Source organism: Rivibacter subsaxonicus (assembly GCF_004217215.1).
Taxonomy (GTDB): Bacteria; Pseudomonadota; Gammaproteobacteria; order Burkholderiales; family Burkholderiaceae_C; genus Rivibacter; species Rivibacter subsaxonicus.
In genome coordinates this window covers 328,695-347,654 of the sequence record NZ_SHKP01000007.1, presented here as the reverse complement: position 1 = coordinate 347,654, position 18,960 = coordinate 328,695, and the positions used below count along the sequence as shown (strand labels likewise).

The window sequence follows — 18,960 nt, the reverse complement described above, 5'->3', positions numbered from 1 at the left end:
TTTCACGCTGGCTTGACGGCCCAGACCAACCGGTGCGTACGCAGCGGCCAAAGCACCACGGATGCGGGGGCCAGCAGCGGGGCCGGTAGCCGGCGCGCAATCGGCGGCGCCAGTGTCAGATGCTTGACCCGGCAGCTTGCCTGCGGGAACAGCGCCCTGATGCGGCGCGCCGACATGCCGAGCACATCGGCATTGTTGGGATTGTCGAACGCGAAGTCGTAGACAAGCACTCCGCCGCCGGGCGCGACCCAGCGCCACATCGCTTCGGCCAGTTGCTGGCGAAAGCCGGCATCGAGCAACGAGGAGAAGACCGTGAAGGCCAGCACCGCATGCTGGCTGGCCGGCGCGATGGCGGCCGCGAGCGCATCGCCCTCCTCGATGCGAACCAAGGCCGGCAGCGCCGAACGGGCCGCGGCGGCACGCTCGGGCAACAGTTCCAGCCCGGTCAGGCTCTGCGCCGACGCACCCAGGCGCAACAGATCCTGCAGGTTGCCGCCGGCGCCGCAGCCGACCTCGAGCAGCGCCTTGTCGGCCAGCGTGGTCCAGCCGTGGGCACGCCAGATGGTGGCCATTGCTCGCAGGCGCTCCTGCTGTGCCTGCTGCGCGGCGGCATCGAGGAACAGGCTGTAGCGCCGAGCATCCTGGGTGGCATCGCGCCTTGCGTAGCGCTCCTGCACCGCGGCCGGCTCATGGCGGTTCATCGGGTCAGCCTCGCGAAGGCGGGCGACGGTGCGCCGCGCCAGGCCAGGTCCCACAGTCCCTGCCAGCTGCCAATGCCGTAGCCGAGGTGGAAGGCGGCGATCACCAGCGGCAGCCGCGGCAGCAGACGCGAACCGCCCCGCCGCGCGGCCAGGACGCTGGCAACCGCAGCATAGGCGCCGTAGGCCAGCAGCAGGCTCGCCAGCGCCTTGGCGGTCCACGGCAGCAGCAACACGCACAACACCAGCGCGGCAACGAAGAGCGCCGGCACCAGTTGCCGCAACGAGCCCGGCTGGCCGTGCTTCCTCATCACGAACGGTCGCCAGTAACCGTACTGGCGTTGCTGGGCAAAGAGCTGGCGCAGCGAGCCGCGCGGGCGGTAGCTCGAGCGGATGCGCGCGCTCTGCCAGATGCGGCCACCGGCCAGGCGCAGACGCAGGTTGTGCTCGTCGTCCTGGTTGCGCACCAGCGCATCGTCGAAGCCGCCGAAACGCTCGAAGCTGCTCCGCGGCCAGCAGCCGAGGTAGACCGAATCGACCTCGCCCTCGAAGCCCACGTCGCGCGAGCGGGCGCCACCGACCACCCAGCGACTCTGGAAGGCCGCCGCGATCGCCTCGCCCATCGGCCCTTCGCCCTCGGCCACCCAGGGCCCGCCGACGTTGTCGGCGCCGCTGCGATCGAGCGCCGCCAGGCATTGCGCGAGGTAGTCCCCGGCATAGCGCGTATGCAGGTCGAGCCGCGCGATCACGCTTCCGCGGGCGCGCGCGATGCAGGCGTTGAGGCCGGTCGAGACGATACGGCCGGGATTGGGCACCAGCGCGAGGCGGACGTCCTGCCCGCAGCGTTCGAGCAGCCGCTCGCGCGTGCCGTCGTCGCTCTCGCCGTCGGCAATCAGTACCTCCATCGCCCAGCCTGGCGGCAGCACCTGCGCCAGCACCGCATCACAGAAGGCGTCGATGTGGGCACGCTCGTTGCGGCAGGGCGCGACGACGCTCAGCAGCAGGGTCTCGCTCATCGCGCCGGTGGCGCCGGCGGCGCCTTGAGCCACAGCGATTCGTAGAGGATCGCCATGCGGTCCATCTGCGCCTTGCGCGAGCCGCGCTGCAGCACGGCCTGGCGATTGCGCTCGCCCTGCACGCGTGCTAGCGCCGGGTCGTCATGCAGGCGTAGCAGCGTGGCGCACAGCGCATCGGCATCGCCGGCCGGCACGCGTAGGGAGTCATCGATCCAGGCGCGGTTGGCCGGCAGGTCGCTGGCGACCACCGGCGCGCCACAGGCCATCGACTCGAGCATCGCGACCGAGGTCGCGTCGCTGCTCGGCACGCTGATCGAGACCGTCGCGCGCTGCAACGCCGCAACCATGGCCACGTCGTCGACCCGGCCGGTGAAGCGCACAGCACCCTCGATGCCGAGTTGCTTGGCGAGGGCGCGCAGGGCGCCCTCGTCAGGCCCGCCACCCAGCAAGCTCAGCGTGGCATCGGCCTGCGGCCGTACGGCGCGCAGCGCAGCCAGCGCCCGCAGGATCAGGTCGATGTTGTAGTTGGGCTCCCAGTTGCGCAGGCTGAGGAGCTCGAAGCCCGTGCGCGGCGCCTTCGACGGCCGGAAGCGATCGGTGTCGGCGCCCCACAGGATCTCGTGGCAGGGCGCACTCGGACCGTAGCCCTTGATCGCCTCGATGACGTCGGCCGAGTCCGCGGTGATCAGTTGCGCCTGGCGCAGGCTCCAGCCGACCAGGCCGGCCATGAAGCTGCCGCGCAGACCCTTCTCGCGTGGCGTCACCAGGATGTCGCTGCCCCAGGCGGTGAGCAGCTTGGGGACCGGGTAGTCGCAGGCCGCGGCCCACAGCCCGTAGGATGTGACGTAGTGCCCGTGGATCCAATGCGGCCGGAGCTGGCGCGCGAGCGTGCGCACTTGAGGAATCGCGCCGAACCATCCGGCGCCGCCGCTGCCAGGCTTCAGTGGGATGACATCGGCCGCGCCTGGAATCTCGGCCGGCAGGCGTGTCGCGACAAAGCACTCGAAGGAGCGCTCGACCATCGCCTGCACCCAGCGCCGGGTATGCACGCTGCTGGCGTCGGCAAAGAACAGGATGCGGCGCGTGGCCGCCGGCTTCACGGCGCCCATTGAGCGTCGGGCGCGTCGGCCCCGGCGCCGGCAACCTGGGCCTGGCCACGCGCGGCAGCTGCGCTCGCACGCGGTGCCGCGCCGACGCGCAGCACCCAAGCCTCGTAGGCCTCGCGCTGGGCGGCATTGAACGCAGCCGGTTGGGCGCGCTCGATCCAGGCGCGGTCGAGTTCGCGCACGTCGCCCACCACCCGCGCCGGCTGGCCCTCGACCACGGCGAAGTCGGGCACCTCGCCGCGCACGAAGCTGTAGGCCTTGACCAGCACGCCGGCGCCGACGCGGCTGCCGGGCGCGATCACGCTGTGAGGGCCGACGAAGCTCCAGTCGCCGATCGCGGTGGCGGCACGCTCGTAGCCGGCCGGCGCCGGGTGGCCCCAGTAGGCCTCGCGCTCCAGCCGCAGCGCGCGATGGCTCGAGTGCGTCAGCACCGAGCAGTGGTTGGTGATCTGCACGCCCTCGCCGAGCGTGAGCCCGCCCGAGGCGTCGACGAAGTTGTGGTGGCCGATGAACACATGGTCGCCCATCACCAGCAGCTCGGGCGACTCGATGCAGGTATGGGTGCTGACGCGGGCGTGGGCGCGCCAGGCACCGTCAGCGGCACGCCAGCCGTAGACCATGCGCGGCGCCAGCAGCCGCGCGTGCAGGCGGATCAGCGGAGACAGCAGGAAACGCAGCATTCTTCTCATGCGGATGTCGTCAACGAGTGCTTCATTGTGGCCGCGCCCAGAGCGCCGACCAGGGCAGCCCGGCGTCGGCGAGGAAGGAGCGCAACGCCACCGCGATCGCGACCAGGAAGGCCACGCTGGTGGCCAGCGCCGCGCCCGCGGCACCGTAGCGCGGCACCGTGAAGGCCGCGATCGCCAGCGTCAGCGCGAGCGAGAGGCCGGCGATCGCCGCCGACCATTGCGGCCGCCCGCGCTGGTTGGTGAACCAGGCCGACAGGCTCGACGCCGCCGCATAGCCGGCAACCCCGGGCAGTAGCAGCAGCAGCGGCAGCAGCGCATCCGCGTAGGCCGCGCCGAGCACGCGCGGCAAGAGCCACCAGGCCGCCAGCGCCAGTAGCGGCGCGGCGGCCAGCGTGGCCAGCAGGTTGATGCGCACCGCGCGCAGCGTCAGCCGCGCGGCCTGCTGCGGATCGGGCGCGCCGATCCGGCCGTAGGCCGATACGGTGACCGCCGACGACAACAGCCACAGCAGTTCGGCTACCTGCACCGCCACCGAGTAGACGCCGGCCGGCTCGAGCCCATGGACCCGCTCGAGCAGAAACAGCGTGGCGCGGAAGTTCAGCAGGCTCACGAGGTTGGTCAGGCCGATCAGCAGCACGAAGCGCAGCGCCGGCGCCGGTGCGGTCAGCGGCCGCTCGGGTGCCGGCACGCCGGCGGGCACTGCACGCGCCGCGGCCCAGCCGGTGACCAGGCCGACCAGGCCCTTGGCCGCGGCCCACGCCGCCAGCACCGCGATGGCCGAGGTTCCGTCCGCACGGCCCGCGAACAGCAGGATCAGCACCACGATCGCCGGTGCCGCGACCTGCGGCAGGTTCAGCGCCAGCAGCCGGCCCTGCCCCATCCAGAGCCCGGTCGCGGTCGGCACCATCAGCAGCGCCGGCGCGGCCAGCGCCAGCAGCCACAGATGCCGGTACGGTTCGCTCTGCGCCAGCCAGGCCCAGCCCGCCAGCACCAGCGCCGCGACCAGCCCGAGCAGCAGCGCGATCGCCAGCAGCCGCCGCACCCGAGCCTGGGGCAGCGCGCCGTGGCGCTGCGAGGCCTCGCGCGCCAGCAGCAGGCCCAGGCCCGAGCAAAGCGTCAGCAGCGCCGCCTCGATCGCGACGAAGAGCGCGAAGGCACCCTGAACCGCCGGCCCGCGCCGCGCCACCAGCACCAGGATCGCCAAGCCGAGCAGCACCGCCAGGCCGCGCGCGGCGAGGTTGAGCGCCGCGCCCTGCAGCAACGGCAGCGGCCTGCGGGTAGCGACGGGAACGGAAGACATGCGAGGGTCGGCAGGGGGCGGCATCGGCAGCGCGAATTGTCGGCCGGCGGGCGTGCCGGCCGCGCAAGCATCCGCAACAGGGGTTGCCGGACCACCCGCTCTCTACAATCGCCCTCTTCCCCCGCAACGCTGCCCACCGCGCTCCGCGCGGTCCTTCGCATGAGCCAGAACCAGCCCGCCGGCGCGCAAAGCGTCGAAGCCCCCGTCGTCGACGAGAACCAGCTGATCGCCGAACGGCGCGAGAAACTGGCCGCGATCCGTGCCGGGCAGAAGGTGGCGTTCCCGAACGACTTCAAGCCGAACGCGCAGGCCGCCGATCTGCATCGGCTGCACGAGACCAAGAGCGCCGAGGAACTGGCTGCGCAGCCGGTGGCCGCGCGCATCGCCGGCCGCATGATGCTCAAGCGGGTGATGGGCAAGGCCTGCTTCGCGACGCTGCAGGACGGCTCGGGCCGGATCCAGATCTACGTCAAGCAGGACGCGGTCGGCGCCGAGACGCTGGCCGCCTTCAAGACCTGGGACCTGGGCGACATCCTCGGCTGCGAGGGCACGCTGTTCAGGACCAAGACCGGCGAGCTCACGCTCGAACTCAGCAGCCTGCGCCTGCTGGTCAAGAGCCTGCGGCCGCTGCCGGACAAGTTCCACGGCATGAGCGACCAGGAGCAGAAGTACCGCCAGCGCTACGTCGACCTGATCATGGACGGCGCGGCGCGCGAGCGCTTTGCCGCGCGCAGCAAGGCGGTGGCCTCGATCCGCCAGTTCATGGTGGAGCACCACTTCCTCGAGGTCGAGACGCCGATGCTGCATCCGATCCCGGGCGGCGCCAACGCCAAACCCTTCGTCACCCACCACAACGCGCTCGACCAGCAGATGTTCCTGCGCATCGCGCCCGAGCTGTACCTGAAGCGGCTGGTGGTCGGCGGCTTCGAGCGGGTCTTCGAGATCAACCGCAACTTCCGCAACGAGGGGATCTCGCAGCGCCACAACCCCGAGTTCACGATGATGGAGTTCTACGCGGCCTACTGGGACCACCGCGACATCATGGACTACACCGAGGCCATCATCCGCCACGCCGCGCGCAAGGCGACCGGCTCGGCGCTGGTGAGCTACGCCGGCAAGCAGGTCGACCTCGAATCGCCGTTCAAGCGCGTCTCGATGCGCGACAGCCTGGTCGAGTACGCCGGCCTCGCGCCGGCCGAGGCCGACTCGGCCGAGGCGCTGCGCGCCAAGCTGCTCGCGCTGGGCGAGGAGGTGCCGGCGCACTGGGGCTTGGCGCAGTTGCAGTTCGGCCTGTTCGAGGCACAGGTCGAGGACAAGCTCTGGCAGCCGACCTTCATCATCGACTACCCGGCCGACGTGTCGCCGCTGGCGCGCGCCTCCGACACCGACCCGGCTCTCACCGAACGCTTCGAGCTGTTTGCCACCGGCCGCGAGATCGCCAACGGCTTCTCGGAGCTCAACGACCCCGAGGATCAGGCCGCGCGATTCCTGGCCCAGGTCGCCAACAAGGACGCCGGCGACGAGGAGGCGATGTACTTCGACGCCGACTACATCCGCGCCCTCGAGCACGGCATGCCGCCCACCGGCGGCTGCGGCATCGGCATCGACCGCCTGATGATGCTGATCACCGATTCGCCGAGCATCCGCGACGTGTTGCTCTTCCCGGCCTTGCGCCGGGAAGGGTGAGCGCGCCGGTCTTGCGCCGGGAAGCGTGAGATCAGTTGGCGCTGAGGCGCGAGGCCCGAGCCCCTTGAACCTGCCGGATCGCCCGCCGGCGCTTGAGGCTATCGAAGTCGCGATCTGGCGCGAGCTCCGGTGCGCCTCCGATGATCGCCACCATGAGTGGCGAACGCCGGTGCTGGCCAGCGTCGATGCAGCGCTCGGCGCCGACGCGCGCACCGTCGTGCTGCGCGAGGTCGACGCCGACGCGAAGCAACTGCGGCTCTACACCGACGCCCGTTCGGCGAAGGCCGCGCAGATCGCTGCCGAGCCGCGCGTCACGCTGCTCTGCTGGTCGCCGCGCCTGCAGTGGCAACTGCGACTGCGAGGGCGCGCCGGGCTGGTGCTCGACGAGTCGATGCTGCGCTCACGCTGGGAGCGCCTGCGCGACTCCGCGGCCGCGAGCGACTACCTATCGCCCCGGCCGCCGGGCAGTGTGCTCGCCGGGGCCACCGACCCGCCCGGCACCGAAGCTCACTTCGCGATCATCGAACTACAGGTCGACGCGATCGACTGGCTCGAGTTGCACCGCGCCGGCCACCGGCGCGCGCTGTTCGACGGCGACGGCGCGCGCTGGCTGCAGCCGTAGCGGAGGCCGCGCTCAGGCGGCGCTGGCGGCCGACGGCGCCCGACGCCTGCGCGCGCAGACACCCACCAGCGCCAGGCCAGCGAGCGCGAACACGAAGGTGCCCGGCTCGGGAACGGGCGAGAAGTTCACCTTCAGCACGGTGCCGTCGCGGTAGCTCAGGCCGTACCAGTTGAACGAGAGGCGCGACGGGTCGAGGCCGACGCGGTCGGCACCGAATCCCGCCAGCGTCGTCGTCGGGTCGATGCTGGCGCCGGCGAAGCCATGAGCGGCGCCGCCGGCGAGATCGAAGACGAGGCCGTTGAACGGAACCCACCAGTTCCAGGTCGGCGCCTCGAGGACGGTGTTGAACACGATCGTCACCGAGCGGTCGCTGAAGTCGACGAGCAGCTTCGTGACCCCCTCGACCTCGACCACCGTGTCGACGCCAGCCGCGACTTCGAAACTGGCCGGCGCCGAGGCATCGAAGTAGACCGTGTCGAGATCGGGATAGCCGTAGTGGACGTCGAAGCTGCGACCATCGAATCCCGCGTGAGCCGTCGCCGAGACCGCCAGAAGCCCGGCCGCCACCCAACCGTAGTACCTGTTCCCCAGCATGACCTGCCCCCAAGTTCGTAGTAGGAACAGAGCCTAGGGATTGAAAAACGATCGCACCACACGCGGCCCGGGGGTTCCGCCACACCCAGGGGCGGGGGCGCCGGCCGGCGGCGCGCCGCCGCCAGCTGCTTCAGCGCGCCACCCGGCGCGCCATCCTGAGCAGCGCCGCGCCGAGGCCAACCTCGCGGTCGACGTAGACGGTCTCGCTGCGCAGCGGCGCGGCACCGCCCTCGCCGCGCAGCTTGCGGGCGTAGGCCCAGCCATCCTTCTCCGCAAAGTCGCCGTAGCCGGGATGGGTCTTGACCAGCAGTTCGTAGACCTTGCGGACCTGCGGCAGTTCACGCTCGTCCGCCGGCATGTTGAGCACGCGCTCCGTGGCCTTGAGCGTGCGGCTGGTGGCGTAGCTCCAGTCGAGATCGTCGAAGACGATCATCCCGCCCGGCCGCAGCAGCCGGTCGACCAGCAGGAACGCGAAGCCGTCGCAGAACCAGTCGTGTGCGCCGTCGATGTAGCAGAAGTCGAAGCGCGGCGACGGATCCTCCTCGAGCATGCGCATCAGCCGCCAGAGGTAGGAAGTCGGCTCGAAGCACGGCTTGACGTAGCGCTCGAGGCCGAGACGCCCGAGCAGTTCCCCGATGTTGGGACTGCGCGTGCGCGCCTCTTCCAGATCGATGGTGGTGAGCAGGCCGCCGCCCTGCTCGTCGAGCGCGGCCGCGAGATAGCAGCTCGAGACGCCATGGTTGAAGCCGAGTTCGAGCAGGTCGCGGAAGCGGTTCTCGAGCACCAGATCGCTGATCACCCGCCCCTGCTCGAAGCTCATGCAGCACAGGCCGTCGACGACGGTATGCACCTGGTCGATCTTCATGGCCGCTGTCCTCCGGCTAACGGTGGTTGAAGGCGGGCTTGCGCTTTTCGACGAATGCCTGCATGCCTTCCTTCTGGTCGGCGGTGGCGAACAGGGCGTGGAACATGCGGCGCTCGAACATCACGCCGTCGGCCAGCGTGCCCTCGTAGGCGCGGTTGACGCATTCCTTGGCCGCCAGCAGCGAGGGCAGCGACTGGCTGCAGATGATGTCGGCCACGGCCTGTACCTCGGCCTGCAAGGCTGCCGCCGGCACCACGCGCGAGACCAGCCCGCCGCGCTCGGCCTCGGCCGCGTCCATCATGCGCGCGGTCAGCACCATGTCCATGGCCTTGGCCTTGCCAACGGCGCGCGGCAGGCGCTGGGTGCCGCCGGCGCCCGGGATGACGCCAAGCTTGATCTCGGGCTGGCCGAACTTCGCGCTGTCGGCGGCGATGATGAAGTCGCACAGCATCGCCAGCTCGCAGCCGCCGCCCAGCGCATAGCCGGCCACCGCGGCGATCACCGGCTTGCGCACCTTCTTCAGCGTTTCCCAGTTGCGGGTGATGTAGTCGCCGCGGTAGACGTCGGTGAAGCCATAGCTCGCCATCGCGCCGATGTCGGCGCCGGCGGCAAAGGCCTTCTCGCTGCCGGTGATGACGATGCAGCCCACGGTGTCGTCGGCGTCCCAGGCCAGCAGCGCGGCCCCGAGTTCGTCCATCAGCGCGTCGTTCAGCGCATTGAGCGCCTTGGGCCGGTTCAGCGTGATCCAGCCGGTCTTCAGCGGCGCCTCGCCGCGCAGTTCGGTCAGCAGGTTCTCGAAAGCCATGACTCTTCCTCCGTTTGCGCTGGCACTGTAACGCCGAGGTAACCGCGCCGGCCTGCGTGAACGATGTGGCGGCCGAGCCGCACCAGAAGCGGGACACCGTGCACGTGATCGTGGCACTCGGTTACGCTTCGAGACTCATATGATCCGCTGCGAGTCCGGCTTGCCGGCATCGCCAACCGCATGGCCACGATCTACCGCAAGACCGACAAGGGGCAGGCCGAGATCGCCACCCGTGTCCATCATCTGGCTCCGCGCCTGCGTTCGGGGCTGATCATGGTCGACGGCAAGCGCACCGACGAAGAGTTGCGCAAGATGATCCTGCCGCCGGCCGACGAAACGCTGCAGGCGCTGATCAAGGACGGCTTCATCGAAGCCATCGCTGTCACCGCCGATCGCCCCTCGCCGCGTGCAACACCCGCCGCTGGCGATCCGCAGCCCGCAGCCGCGCCGGCGCAGTCGGCTCCCACCGCGCCGGTGCTCGCGGCGCTGACGGCCGACGAGGTCCGCAAGCGCGCCGTGCGCTGGATCAACGACAAGCTCGGCCCGGTCGGCGAAGGGCTCAGTATCCGGCTAGAGAAGGCCAAGTCGCGCGAAGACCTGCGCACCGCGCTCGCAAGTGCAGAGAACGTCGTGCGCGACCAGCTCGGCGCCGGCCGACTGGCCGAGTTCCAACGCGACGTGGTGTCCCTGTTGCCGCCAGCCTGAGCCGAGCCCTCGGGCTCAGCGCGCCGGCGAACTGGCCGGCCCCACCCCCGCCAACGCCTGCTGTGGCAGCTTCTCGATCAGCAGATCGACGAAGTTGTCCTCGTCTTGGCGGATCACGATGCGCACCGGCAGGTATTGCAGGCTCGGTGCGAACCAGGCCTCGACCGACAGCGTCGACGGATCGCCCTCGCGCCGCGGGCGCAGGTGCCAGGTGTCGATCGCGCCCAGTTCGGTATCCAGCGTTTCCATGCCGACGACCTCGTAGACCCACGGATCCTGGCGCCGCGGCAAGGCCAGCGGCAACTCGACGCTGCCGCCGGCTACCAGCAGCCGCTGCGGCTGGCTCGACAGCAACCAACTCAGCTGCACGAACTGGCTCGCCGTGTCCTGCACGCCCGGCAGCTTGGCGACCCAGTTGCCGTTGGCCAGTTGCAGCTGCTCGGGTCCGAAGTTCATGCGGTTGCGCCGCGGGCGACCGAAGACGGTCTCGGTGCTCTCCTCGTACTGGCGCGGCACGAGGCCGGCGGCGGTGATGTCGCCGTCGCTGGTCATGTGCCGCTGAACCAGCGGCGCCACGCGCGGGCCGACCAGCACGTCGAGTTGGACCTGGTAGCGCGCACCCTCGCGCAGCCAGCCGACCTGGGCGCTGCCATGCACCTCGCCGCGCACCCAGCCGGTGAGCGTGTACGACAGGCGTGTCGATGGCGGCCAGCGAAAGCTGGCGATCTCGAGCAGGTCGCCGCCGCCGACCGCGCTGGCAGCCGACGCGGCAGCGACCGCCGTCGCGGCCGCTTCGGGCGCGCTTGCCGGCGCCGAGGCGGAGGATGCGAGGCCCGGCGCGGAAGCACCGGCATCGGCGGCCTGCGTGTCCGCGAGGGGCGGCACCGAGGCGGCCTCAGGCGGGACCGGCTCGACCGCCGGAGTCGGCTCGGCGGCCGAGGCCGCAGAAGCCGGCCGTGCCGGCACGGCGGCTGGCTTGGGCGGGGCCGCCGGCGCGGCGGCTGCGGGCACCGCCGGCGGCGCGGTCGGCCGCAGTTCGGTGATGAAAGCCGCCTCCATGCGTTCGAGCGCCTGCGCCTCGCCCATCCCGCGCAACGCCGAGCCGGCCCAATGGGTGAGCAGCAGGTGTGCGCCGACCACCAGCAGGGTCAGCAGCAGCAGCCAGCGGCCGCGGCCTGGCTGCGGCGATCGGTCGCCGACCGGCACGCTCACGATGCGATCGGCCCCGGCATCAACGCCTGGGCTCGCCGAGCCACGCCGCACGCCGATCGGCCGCGGCCGGCTCAGGCGCCGGCATCGGGCTCAGCTGCACCGCGCCGCCCGGCGCCGGGTTGGCAGGCTCGAGACGCAGCGTGAGCAGGCGCTGGTCGCGCGCGGCCAGCAGCTCGGCCGCGCCGGCAAAGGCGCCGGCTGGCAGCAAGTCGTCGGCGCGCCGCACGCGCCAGCCGTTGACCGCAATCAGTTCATCGCCGGCGGCCAAGCCGGCGCGCTCGGCCGCGCCGCCGCGCAGCACCGACTGCAGCTTCAGAACGCCGGCGCTGTCGGCCATGCGGGCACCCAGGCGCTGGGCCACGACCGGCGCTTCCTCCCTCCAGTTCACGCCGAAGGGGCCTAGCAGCTCGGCCAGCGGCAGCTCGCCGGTGCCGTGCACCCAGGCCTGGAGCTCGGGGGCGAAGCTGCGGCCCCCCAGTTCCTGCAGCACGGTCAGCAAGTCCGCTTCGTTGATCCCGCCCTCGCCGCGCGCGGCGCCGCTGCGCCGCCACAGCTCGCGCAGCACCCCGTCGAGCGTGGTGCGGCCCTCGCGCCGCAGCGTGAGGTCGATGCAGAGCGCCACCAGCGAGCCCTTGGTGTAGTAGCTCACCGTCGAGTTGACGCTGTTCTCGTCCGGGCGGTAGTAGCGGGTCCAGGCGTCGAAGCTGGCCTGCGCCACGCTCTGCGCCGCGCGTCCCGGCGTGCCGAGGACCTGGTTGACTGTCTTGGCGAGCAGGCGCAGGTAGCGCGTCTGGTCGACCAGCCCGGCGCGCACCAGCACCAGGTCGTCGTAGTAGGAGGTGAAGCCCTCGAAGAACCAGAGCAGCTCGGTGTGGTTCTCGCGCGTGTAGTCGTAGGCGGTGAAGGCTGCCGGCTTCAGGCGCTTGACGTTCCAGGTGTGGAAGTACTCGTGGCTGATCAGGCCGAGCAGTTGCAGGTAGCCGTCGGGCAGCGTGGCCTTGGGCGTCTCGGCGCGCGGCAGGTCGCGCCGCGGCGCGATCAGCGCCGTGCTGGCGCGATGCTCGAGGCCGCCGTAGCCCTCGTCGGTCGCGTTCAGCATGAACAGGTAGTGGCCGAAGGGCGGCTTCTTCACGCGCAGCTTGCCGCCGGCATCGCTCTCGCCATGCCAGAGCGCGATCTGGGCCTCGCAGATGCGCTTGCTGTCGGCCAGCAGGCGATCGCCGTCGAAGCCCGGCTGCGCGCCAGCCACGACGAACTCGTGCGGCACGCCATGCGCCTTGAAGCGACCGCGCCAGAAACGGCCGAGCTCGAAGGGATGGTCGACCAGTTCGTCGTAGTCGGCCGCGAGGTAGCTGCCACGGCCGCGCGCATCGACCTTGACGGCGCCCATCGCGGTCGCGACCTGCCACTCGCGCGGCAGCGTGCCGATCTGCAGTTCGTGCGGCTCGCGCTCGCGGCCTTCGACGCGCAGGCACAGGCTGGTGCCGTTGAAGAAGCCACGCTGGCTGTCGAGCCAGGCGGTGCGCACCGAGGCGTCGAAGGCATAGGCGCGGTAGCGCAGCGTCAGCGCGCCGCGACCGCTGCAGCGCGCGAGCCAGGTGCACTTGTCGAGCTGTTCCAGATCGATCGCGCGACTGCCCTGGGTGGCCACCAGGCCCTGCAGGTGGCGCGCGAACTCGCGCACCAGATAGCTGCCGGGGATCCACACCGGCAGGCTCAGGCGCTGCTCCGCGTCGGGCTCGGCAACGGTGAGCGTGATGTCGTAGAGATGGGCGTGGACATCGACCACGTCGATTCGGTAGCGGATCATCGAAGGAGGTTCAGAGTGGGCCGCGCGAGCGGCGAAGACATCGGCAGGGCCGACCGGCGAGGAGCACCGCACCCGGGGTGCGCGCTCAACTGCCGGCCGCCGCGAGGAAGCAACTCAGGGCCGCCACGGCGCTGAGCCGGAAACGCAGCGTCAACCAGGCCTCGGCGTCGTGCGCCCGGTAGGCCTTGCGGTCGACCACGTAGCAGACGATCAGCAGCGCGCCGAGCACCACCAGCCCGGCGTAGGCCGGCATCAGCACCGCGATCCAGGCCAGCAGCGCGGGCACCACGCCCCAGGCGAACGGCCCCGGCGAGGGCACCGTGGCGCGAAAGCCCAGACCCCAGTGGATGCCGCCAAGGAACGAGACGATCAGCGCGGCGTACTTGGCCATGCCCTCGAGCGCGAACACATGCTCGTCCGAATAGGGCGGCAAGAGCCACACGAGCGCGGCGCCCAGCACGAAGGGGATGAGCCCCGCATAGCCAAGGCGCAAGGCAACCGGGTTCGGAGCGGCAGGGGCGGTGGCAGGTCGGCTGGCAGTCACGGTGGACAACAGGTGCGGCAACGATGGCCGGAATTGTCGCCGCAGCGCGCGCGCGCCGACGCGAACCCGGCGCCTGGCATTCCCCACCTCGGCCAGGGTCTCGTGCCGGCTCGATGCATCCGAACTGCTACCGCCCTGCGTAAGGCTTTCCGCGGACACCACCTGCCTGATCCAGAAAGAGCAAGGGATCACCCGCAGGTTGCAAGTGTGTCTGTTGATTCAGGAGAAACAGTCCATTGCCGATTCACCCGTTTATGCAATCCAGTGTCGTCACTAGATTTCACTGCACCGCACCAACCCGTTGTTGAAAGGAAGCCTCATGAAGACCATTGCCACCCTCACCGTCCTCGCCGCCGCGGCCTTCGTCTCGATCGCTGCCCAGGCCCAAACCGACACCGGTCTGAGCCGCAACGCCGTGACCACCGAACTGCAGCGCGCGCGCAGCGCCGGCGAACTCGACCACGCCGCGCAGGAGATCGGCGGCCCGGCCGCAGCGTCGGTGCAGACCCGCGCTGCAGCCGCGCCCGTCGCGGCACCGCTGGCCACGGCCAACGCCAAGAGCCGCTACGAGGTCAAGGCCGAACTGGCGCGCGCCCGAGCCAACGGCGAACTGGACTGGGCCACCGCCGAAACCTACGGCGTGATGCAGCCGGCCGCGACCTCGACCTCGGTGGCTGCGCGTCGCTGAAGCGATCTGGGCGCACCAGAGGAAACGGCCGCTGCCGCAGCCCGTCGGGGCTGCGGCAGCGGCCGTTGCGGATCGAATGCGCGTGGCTCAGGAAGCCTTGGCGGGCGCGGCCAGGCGCTGCTCGAGTTGCGGCGCGGTCAACATGCCCGGCACGCGGCTGCCGTCCTCGAACACGATCGCCGGCGTGCCGTCGACGCGATGTTTGCGGCCGAGTTCGAGATTGCGCTCGATCGGCGTGCTGCACTTGGCCGCGGCCTTTGGCGGCGCGGTGCCCTCGACCATCCAGGCACGCCATGCGGTGGTCGAATCCTTGGCGCACCAGATCGCCTCGCTCTTCTGCGGCGAATCGCCGCCGAGGATCGGCATCAGGAAGGTATAGACCGTGAGGTCCTTGACCTTGCCCAGTTCGGCCTCGAAGCGCTTGCAGTAGCCGCAGTTGGGATCGGCGAAGACCGCGATCCGGCGCTTGCCGGTGCCGGTCTTCCAGACGATCGCGTCCTTGAGCGGCAGCTGCGCGAAATCGATCGCGTTGAGCTTGTTGACCCGCTCTTCGGTGAGGTTGCGGCGCGTCTTCAGGTCGAAGATCTCGCCACGAAAGGCGTAGCCGCCTTCGGCGTCGGTGTAGAACAGCTCGGAGCCGACCCGCACCTCGAACAGCCCGGCAATCGGGGTCGACCTGATCTCGTCGATCTTGGGCAGGTTGCTCATGTTGGCGGCAAGACCCTTGCGGATCGAGGCCTCCTGCGGCACCGGCTGCGCGACCGCCACGGTCGCGGCCAGGACAGCCGCGACAACGGCGAATCGTGTGTAAAGCTTCATGCCCCGAGTGTCGGCGAAAACAGGTAGGGCCTGCACCCCAGCCGGCCAGCACGCCGCCCGGGTCTGGCAATGCGGCTCAGTCGGCCAGCGCCCGCGCGGCGAGCCAGCGCTTGAGCGGCGGCAGCGACTCGACCACGCTCAAGCCGCGGTTGCGCGCCTGGCGCAGCAGCGGGGCGGGCTCGGCGAACAGCTTCTGCAGGCCGTCCGTGAGCCGGGTCATCGCCCAGGTCGGCGCGATGCGGCGGCGCGCGTAGCGCGCCAGCAGCCTCTCGTCGGACAAGGGTCGCCACGCGGCTCCGCGCTGGCGCTCGGCGAGTACTTCGGCCAGCGTCCGCACATCGGCCAGGCCGAGGTTGAGGCCCTGTCCGGCAAGCGGATGCACCACATGCGCGGCGTCGCCCAGCAGCACCCAGGCGGCGTCGGCGCGGCCCGGCCAGCGACCGTGCCAGCGGCGCGCGCTGGCCACGCGCAGCGGCCACGCGGCGCGCTCGCCCTGCAACCGCAGCGGACCGGCGGCGCCCTGCGTGGCCTCGGCCAGCGCGGCCTCGAATGCCGCCGGTTCGACCGCCAGCAGCGTGCGCGCGCGCTCGTCCGGCAGCGACCAGACCAGGCCGTAACCGGGGCCGTCGGCGAGATCGAAAGGCAGCAGCGCCAGCACATCGGGCGCGCCGAACCACTGGCGTGCGATGCCCTGGTGCGGTCGCTCGCTGCCCAGGCGCGCCGCGACGGCGGTCTGGCCGTAGTCGAAGCGCTCGGTCTCGATGCCGAGCGCGGCGCGGGTGGCGCCGTCCTTGCCTTCGCAGATCGCGGTCAGCGGTGCCTCGACCGCCGCATCGAGCAGTTGCACATGCGGCGCGAAGCGCAGCGCGTTGGCCAGTTCGCGCTCGAGCACCGCGGCATCGACGATCCAGGCCAGCTCGCCGACGCCCTGCTGCCAGGCACTGAAGTTCAGCGCCCCGGCGCCGGCGCCATCGCCGCGCACCTGCATGTCGAGCACACGCGTGGCCGCACTCGGCCGCGCCGCGCGCACCGCGTCCCAGACCTTGAGCTGGTCGAGCAAGGCGATCGAAGACGCGCCGAGTGCGTAGGTGCGCACGTCGGCCGCACCCGGCCCGGTGTCCGGCCGCGCCGGTGCCACCAGCGCCACCGACAGGCCGAGCCGGCCAAGCGACAGCGCGAGCGCCTGCCCGACCGCGCCCCGCCCGAGCACGCACACATCGAAGCCATTCATGCCGAAGATTGTAGGCAGCGAGCCGTGCGTGGCCGGGCACGGCGCAGAATGCCTGCATTGGTCCGCCGCGACCACTCTTGGCGCCGCCAACGCTGCCTGGAACACATGCCCACCTGGTTGCGCCGAAGCCTGTTCGCGTTGGCCGCCGCAGCCCTGATCGGCGCCGCGGTCGCTGCATGGCTGGTGGCCAGCGTCGACACCGAGCACCTCAAGCGCTCGGCCGTCGACTGGGTTGACCAGCATTACGAACGCGAACTGGCGATCGACGGACCGGTCGGCCTGAGCCTGTTCCCGCGACTGGCCATCTCGCTGCGCGAAGTGCGCCTGTCCGAACGCCAGCAACCGCAGAAGCGTTTCGCGACGCTGGACGAGGTGGCGCTGTCGCTGCGGCTGTGGCCGCTGCTGGCGCGGCGCGAGATCGTGGTCGATCGCATCGTCGCGCGCGGCCTGCGGCTGAACCTGCGACGCGACGCCCAGGGTCGGAGCAACATCCACGACCTTCTGCGCACCGCCTCCGCCGACGGCGACGACGCTGCTCAGCGAGCCGGGCAGCACCCCATGACACTCGACATCGGCGGCATCGAGTTGAGCGACCTGCAGCTCAGCGTCGAGGACGCGCCGGCGGGCATCGCTGGCGTGTTCGAGGTGCAGCAGTTGCAGCTCGGCCGGCTGGCCGCGGGCCAGCGATCGGCGCTGCACTTCGAGGGACGCGCACGGCTCGAGACGCCACCGCTGGATGCCGCGCTGAAGATCGATACCGAGCTCGGCCTCGGCCTCGACCCGGCGCAGCCGCTCACCGTCACGCTGGACGGCACGACGCTGCACGCGCAGGGCCGCGGCTTCGGCATGCACGATCTCGACGCCAGCGCGGAGCTGCGGTCGATCGAGTTCGGCCACGGTGACGGCCGGGCCGCGCTGGCCGGCTTGCGGCTGCAGCTCTCGGGCGCGCACCGGGCGCTGATCCTCAAGGACAGCATGCTCAGTCTCGGCCGGCTGCGGCTCGACGCGGCGGCGCGCACGCTCGAGATCGACCAGCTCGCGCTGCAACTGCTGGGCCGCCGGGACGGCACGACGCTCGACGCCCGGCTCGCCTGGCCCGCGCTCGAAGTGCGCGGCGATGCGCTCAAGGGCAGCGCACTCGACGGCAAGCTGGTGCTGGGCGGCGACCGCCAGCTCACGCTGAAGCTGGCCTCCGGAGCTCCGAGCGGCAGCTTCGAGCGCATCAGCCTGCCGGGCGTGCGCGTCGCGGTCGAGGGCCAGACCGGCCCGCGCCAGTTTGCCGGCGAGGCCACCACCCAGCTCGTGCTGGCGCCGCGCCCCTTCGCGGCCGAACTCGATGGCCTCAAGCTGCAGTTGCACGTCAAGGGTCCGGCGCTGCCACCGGGCACGCTGCAGCTCGACGGCAACGCCAGGCTGTCGGCCGACGCGGGCAGCGGCCGCTTCGGCGGCGCGATCAACGACCAGCGCTTCGAGGCGCAGTTCAAGACGGAGCTCGACCGGTCGCCGCCGCTCGTCGAGGCGACGGCGCACTTTGGCACGCTCGACCTGACGCGCTTCGCCGCGCCCGTGGCCGACGCGCCGCAGGCGCCAGCTCCGCCGGCCGAGCGGAGCATCGACCTCGCTCCGCTGGGAACCCTCGACGCCCGCCTCGACTTCAGCGCCGACCGGCTCGTCTATCCGCCCTTCCGCATCGACGCCATCGAACTGCAGGCGACGCTGGCCGACGGCGTGCTCGAGGTGAAGCGCCTCGCGGGGCGGGCCTGGGGCGGACGCATCGACGCCAGCGGCCGCGCCGAGGCCGTAACCCACCAGTTCGGCCTGCGCCTGGCCGCCGATGGCGTGGATCTCGGCGCGCTGCTGCGCGACACCACCGGTCGCGCGCCGTTGACCGGTCGCGGCCGCGTCAGCGCCGAGCTGTCCAGCGCCGGCACCACGATCGAGGCGCTGCGCGCCGGGCTCGGCGGCAAGGCGGCCTTCGCCCTGCGCGACGGTGCGGTGCATGGCATCGACCTCGCGCAGACACTGCGCGGCTGGCGCACCGCCGTCGCCGCCGCGGGCACCGCCACCGAGGCCGGCGACATGAGCCGCAGGACCGAGTTCAGCCAGCTCGGTGCCAGCTTCGACATCCGTGACGGCGTCGCCCGCAACACCGACCTCGACGGCCAGGGCCCGTTCATGCGCGTGCGCGGCGAAGGCTCGTTCGACCTCGCGCGGCAGCGCGTCGACTACCTGGCGCACGCCACCATCGTCAACACCAACCTCGGCCAGGCCGGCCCGGAACTGGTGATGCTGAACCGGGTCACGGTGCCGGTGCAGCTCAGCGGTTCCTTGCAGCGACCGGACTGGAGCGTGCAATGGGCCGTGGTCAGCGCGACCCTGGCGGTGCACTCGGTGCCCAACGTGGTCGGCGGCGCCGTCGGCGGGACGGCGGCGGTGCTCAAGGGCGTCGGCGGCCTGTTCACGCCGGGCGCCGCCGGAGCACCCGCCAGCGCCGCCTCGGCGGCTCCGAAGAAGCCCGACAACGCGGTCGAGGGCGCACTCAAGGGCCTGTTCGGCCGCTGAGCCGCACC

18 protein-coding genes are annotated in these 18,960 nt (G+C 71.4%); 5 read left to right on the top strand and 13 right to left on the bottom strand.

Annotated features, from left to right (window positions below):
• Positions 1-2: 2 nt before the first annotated feature.
• Genes EV670_RS14895 through EV670_RS14875 form a run of 5 tightly spaced genes read right to left on the bottom strand, consistent with a single transcriptional unit; the run spans position 3 to position 4,809 of the window.
• Positions 3-701, bottom strand: a complete 699-nt coding sequence (locus EV670_RS14895) for a class I SAM-dependent methyltransferase (RefSeq protein ID WP_130433469.1) — start codon at positions 699-701, stop codon at positions 3-5.
• Positions 698-1,714, bottom strand: coding sequence for a glycosyltransferase family 2 protein (locus EV670_RS14890; protein ID WP_130433467.1), 1,017 nt, complete (start codon positions 1,712-1,714; stop codon positions 698-700). Before EV670_RS14890 ends, EV670_RS14895 begins: the two co-directional genes overlap by 4 nt.
• A complete protein-coding gene (locus EV670_RS14885) occupies positions 1,711-2,823 on the bottom strand; it encodes a glycosyltransferase (RefSeq protein WP_130433465.1) in 1,113 nt (370 codons plus the stop codon). Before EV670_RS14885 ends, EV670_RS14890 begins: the two co-directional genes overlap by 4 nt.
• On the bottom strand, positions 2,811-3,509 hold the full coding sequence (locus EV670_RS14880; RefSeq protein ID WP_130433463.1) for an acyltransferase: 699 nt from the start codon (positions 3,507-3,509) through the stop codon (positions 2,811-2,813). The genes EV670_RS14885 and EV670_RS14880 overlap by 13 nt, the downstream gene beginning before the upstream one ends.
• A 22-nt stretch (positions 3,510-3,531) precedes the next feature.
• A complete protein-coding gene (locus EV670_RS14875) occupies positions 3,532-4,809 on the bottom strand; it encodes a lipopolysaccharide biosynthesis protein (RefSeq protein ID WP_130433461.1) in 1,278 nt (425 codons plus the stop codon).
• 159 nt (positions 4,810-4,968) lie between these two features.
• Between EV670_RS14875 and lysS the strand changes: the two genes are divergently transcribed.
• Positions 4,969-6,495: a lysine--tRNA ligase gene (lysS, locus tag EV670_RS14870; RefSeq protein ID WP_130433457.1), complete on the top strand. Its 1,527-nt coding sequence runs from the start codon at positions 4,969-4,971 to the stop codon at positions 6,493-6,495.
• 64 nt (positions 6,496-6,559) lie between these two features.
• Positions 6,560-7,117 carry a pyridoxamine 5'-phosphate oxidase family protein gene (locus EV670_RS14865; protein ID WP_242616990.1) on the top strand — a complete coding sequence of 186 codons (558 nt, stop codon included), beginning with the start codon at positions 6,560-6,562 and terminating at the stop codon, positions 7,115-7,117.
• A gap of 12 nt (positions 7,118-7,129) precedes the next feature.
• On the opposite strand, the gene EV670_RS14860 is transcribed toward EV670_RS14865, so the two are convergent.
• The 3 genes from EV670_RS14860 to EV670_RS14850 all read right to left on the bottom strand — a co-directional run bounded on the left by EV670_RS14860 (position 7,130) and on the right by EV670_RS14850 (position 9,381).
• Positions 7,130-7,711 (bottom strand): PEP-CTERM sorting domain-containing protein, encoded by a 582-nt coding sequence (locus EV670_RS14860; RefSeq protein WP_130433455.1) that lies wholly within the window; start codon positions 7,709-7,711, stop codon positions 7,130-7,132.
• A gap of 130 nt (positions 7,712-7,841) precedes the next feature.
• Positions 7,842-8,576 (bottom strand): class I SAM-dependent methyltransferase, encoded by a 735-nt coding sequence (locus tag EV670_RS14855; protein WP_130433453.1) that lies wholly within the window; start codon positions 8,574-8,576, stop codon positions 7,842-7,844.
• Positions 8,577-8,592: 16 nt separating this feature from the next.
• Positions 8,593-9,381 (bottom strand): enoyl-CoA hydratase, encoded by a 789-nt coding sequence (locus EV670_RS14850; protein ID WP_130433451.1) that lies wholly within the window; start codon positions 9,379-9,381, stop codon positions 8,593-8,595.
• A 180-nt stretch (positions 9,382-9,561) separates the two neighbouring features.
• Here EV670_RS14850 and EV670_RS14845 point away from each other — a divergent pair, with 180 nt between their 5' ends.
• On the top strand, positions 9,562-10,086 hold the full coding sequence (locus EV670_RS14845; RefSeq protein WP_130433449.1) for a hypothetical protein: 525 nt from the start codon (positions 9,562-9,564) through the stop codon (positions 10,084-10,086).
• 15 nt (positions 10,087-10,101) lie between these two features.
• Here EV670_RS14845 and EV670_RS14840 read toward each other — a convergent pair whose 3' ends face one another.
• The 3 genes from EV670_RS14840 to EV670_RS14830 form a co-directional block, all read right to left on the bottom strand.
• The gene (locus tag EV670_RS14840; RefSeq protein WP_130433447.1) at positions 10,102-11,298 is read right to left on the bottom strand and encodes a DUF3108 domain-containing protein; all 1,197 of its coding nucleotides are present in this window, start codon (positions 11,296-11,298) and stop codon (positions 10,102-10,104) included.
• A 19-nt stretch (positions 11,299-11,317) separates the two neighbouring features.
• Complete coding sequence (locus EV670_RS14835) at positions 11,318-13,108, bottom strand: M61 family metallopeptidase (RefSeq protein WP_130433445.1); 1,791 nt, start codon at positions 13,106-13,108, stop codon at positions 11,318-11,320.
• 85 nt (positions 13,109-13,193) lie between these two features.
• Complete coding sequence (locus EV670_RS14830; protein ID WP_341274610.1) at positions 13,194-13,652, bottom strand: DUF3429 domain-containing protein; 459 nt, start codon at positions 13,650-13,652, stop codon at positions 13,194-13,196.
• 319 nt (positions 13,653-13,971) lie between these two features.
• On the opposite strand from EV670_RS14830, the gene EV670_RS14825 reads away from it, so the two are divergent.
• Complete coding sequence (locus tag EV670_RS14825) at positions 13,972-14,340, top strand: DUF4148 domain-containing protein (protein WP_130433441.1); 369 nt, start codon at positions 13,972-13,974, stop codon at positions 14,338-14,340.
• Between the two features lie 87 nt (positions 14,341-14,427).
• Here EV670_RS14825 and EV670_RS14820 read toward each other — a convergent pair whose 3' ends face one another.
• Together EV670_RS14820 and EV670_RS14815 are read right to left on the bottom strand one after the other, a co-directional pair.
• Positions 14,428-15,159, bottom strand: a complete 732-nt coding sequence (locus EV670_RS14820) for a DsbC family protein (RefSeq protein ID WP_130433439.1) — start codon at positions 15,157-15,159, stop codon at positions 14,428-14,430.
• 76 nt (positions 15,160-15,235) lie between these two features.
• Positions 15,236-16,390, bottom strand: a complete 1,155-nt coding sequence (locus EV670_RS14815; RefSeq protein ID WP_130433437.1) for an FAD-dependent monooxygenase — start codon at positions 16,388-16,390, stop codon at positions 15,236-15,238.
• Between the two features lie 138 nt (positions 16,391-16,528).
• Here EV670_RS14815 and EV670_RS14810 point away from each other — a divergent pair, with 138 nt between their 5' ends.
• Positions 16,529-18,952 (top strand): AsmA family protein, encoded by a 2,424-nt coding sequence (locus EV670_RS14810; RefSeq protein WP_165393333.1) that lies wholly within the window; start codon positions 16,529-16,531, stop codon positions 18,950-18,952.
• Positions 18,953-18,960: the final 8 nt, after the last annotated feature.

What these genes read in the sequence shown, in the direction of transcription:
- EV670_RS14895 (WP_130433469.1), bottom strand. Translation starts at nt 701, where the DNA reads ATGAACCGCCATGAGCCGGCCGCGGTGCAGGAGCGCTACGCAAGGCGC.
- EV670_RS14890 (WP_130433467.1), bottom strand. Translation starts at nt 1,714, where the DNA reads ATGAGCGAGACCCTGCTGCTGAGCGTCGTCGCGCCCTGCCGCAACGAG.
- EV670_RS14885 (WP_130433465.1), bottom strand. Translation starts at nt 2,823, where the DNA reads ATGGGCGCCGTGAAGCCGGCGGCCACGCGCCGCATCCTGTTCTTTGCC.
- EV670_RS14880 (WP_130433463.1), bottom strand. Translation starts at nt 3,509, where the DNA reads ATGAGAAGAATGCTGCGTTTCCTGCTGTCTCCGCTGATCCGCCTGCAC.
- EV670_RS14875 (WP_130433461.1), bottom strand. Translation starts at nt 4,809, where the DNA reads ATGTCTTCCGTTCCCGTCGCTACCCGCAGGCCGCTGCCGTTGCTGCAG.
- lysS (WP_130433457.1), top strand. Translation starts at nt 4,969, where the DNA reads ATGAGCCAGAACCAGCCCGCCGGCGCGCAAAGCGTCGAAGCCCCCGTC.
- EV670_RS14860 (WP_130433455.1), bottom strand. Translation starts at nt 7,711, where the DNA reads ATGCTGGGGAACAGGTACTACGGTTGGGTGGCGGCCGGGCTTCTGGCG.
- EV670_RS14855 (WP_130433453.1), bottom strand. Translation starts at nt 8,576, where the DNA reads ATGAAGATCGACCAGGTGCATACCGTCGTCGACGGCCTGTGCTGCATG.
- EV670_RS14850 (WP_130433451.1), bottom strand. Translation starts at nt 9,381, where the DNA reads ATGGCTTTCGAGAACCTGCTGACCGAACTGCGCGGCGAGGCGCCGCTG.
- EV670_RS14845 (WP_130433449.1), top strand. Translation starts at nt 9,562, where the DNA reads ATGGCCACGATCTACCGCAAGACCGACAAGGGGCAGGCCGAGATCGCC.
- EV670_RS14835 (WP_130433445.1), bottom strand. Translation starts at nt 13,108, where the DNA reads ATGATCCGCTACCGAATCGACGTGGTCGATGTCCACGCCCATCTCTAC.
- EV670_RS14825 (WP_130433441.1), top strand. Translation starts at nt 13,972, where the DNA reads ATGAAGACCATTGCCACCCTCACCGTCCTCGCCGCCGCGGCCTTCGTC.
- EV670_RS14820 (WP_130433439.1), bottom strand. Translation starts at nt 15,159, where the DNA reads ATGAAGCTTTACACACGATTCGCCGTTGTCGCGGCTGTCCTGGCCGCG.
- EV670_RS14815 (WP_130433437.1), bottom strand. Translation starts at nt 16,390, where the DNA reads ATGAATGGCTTCGATGTGTGCGTGCTCGGGCGGGGCGCGGTCGGGCAG.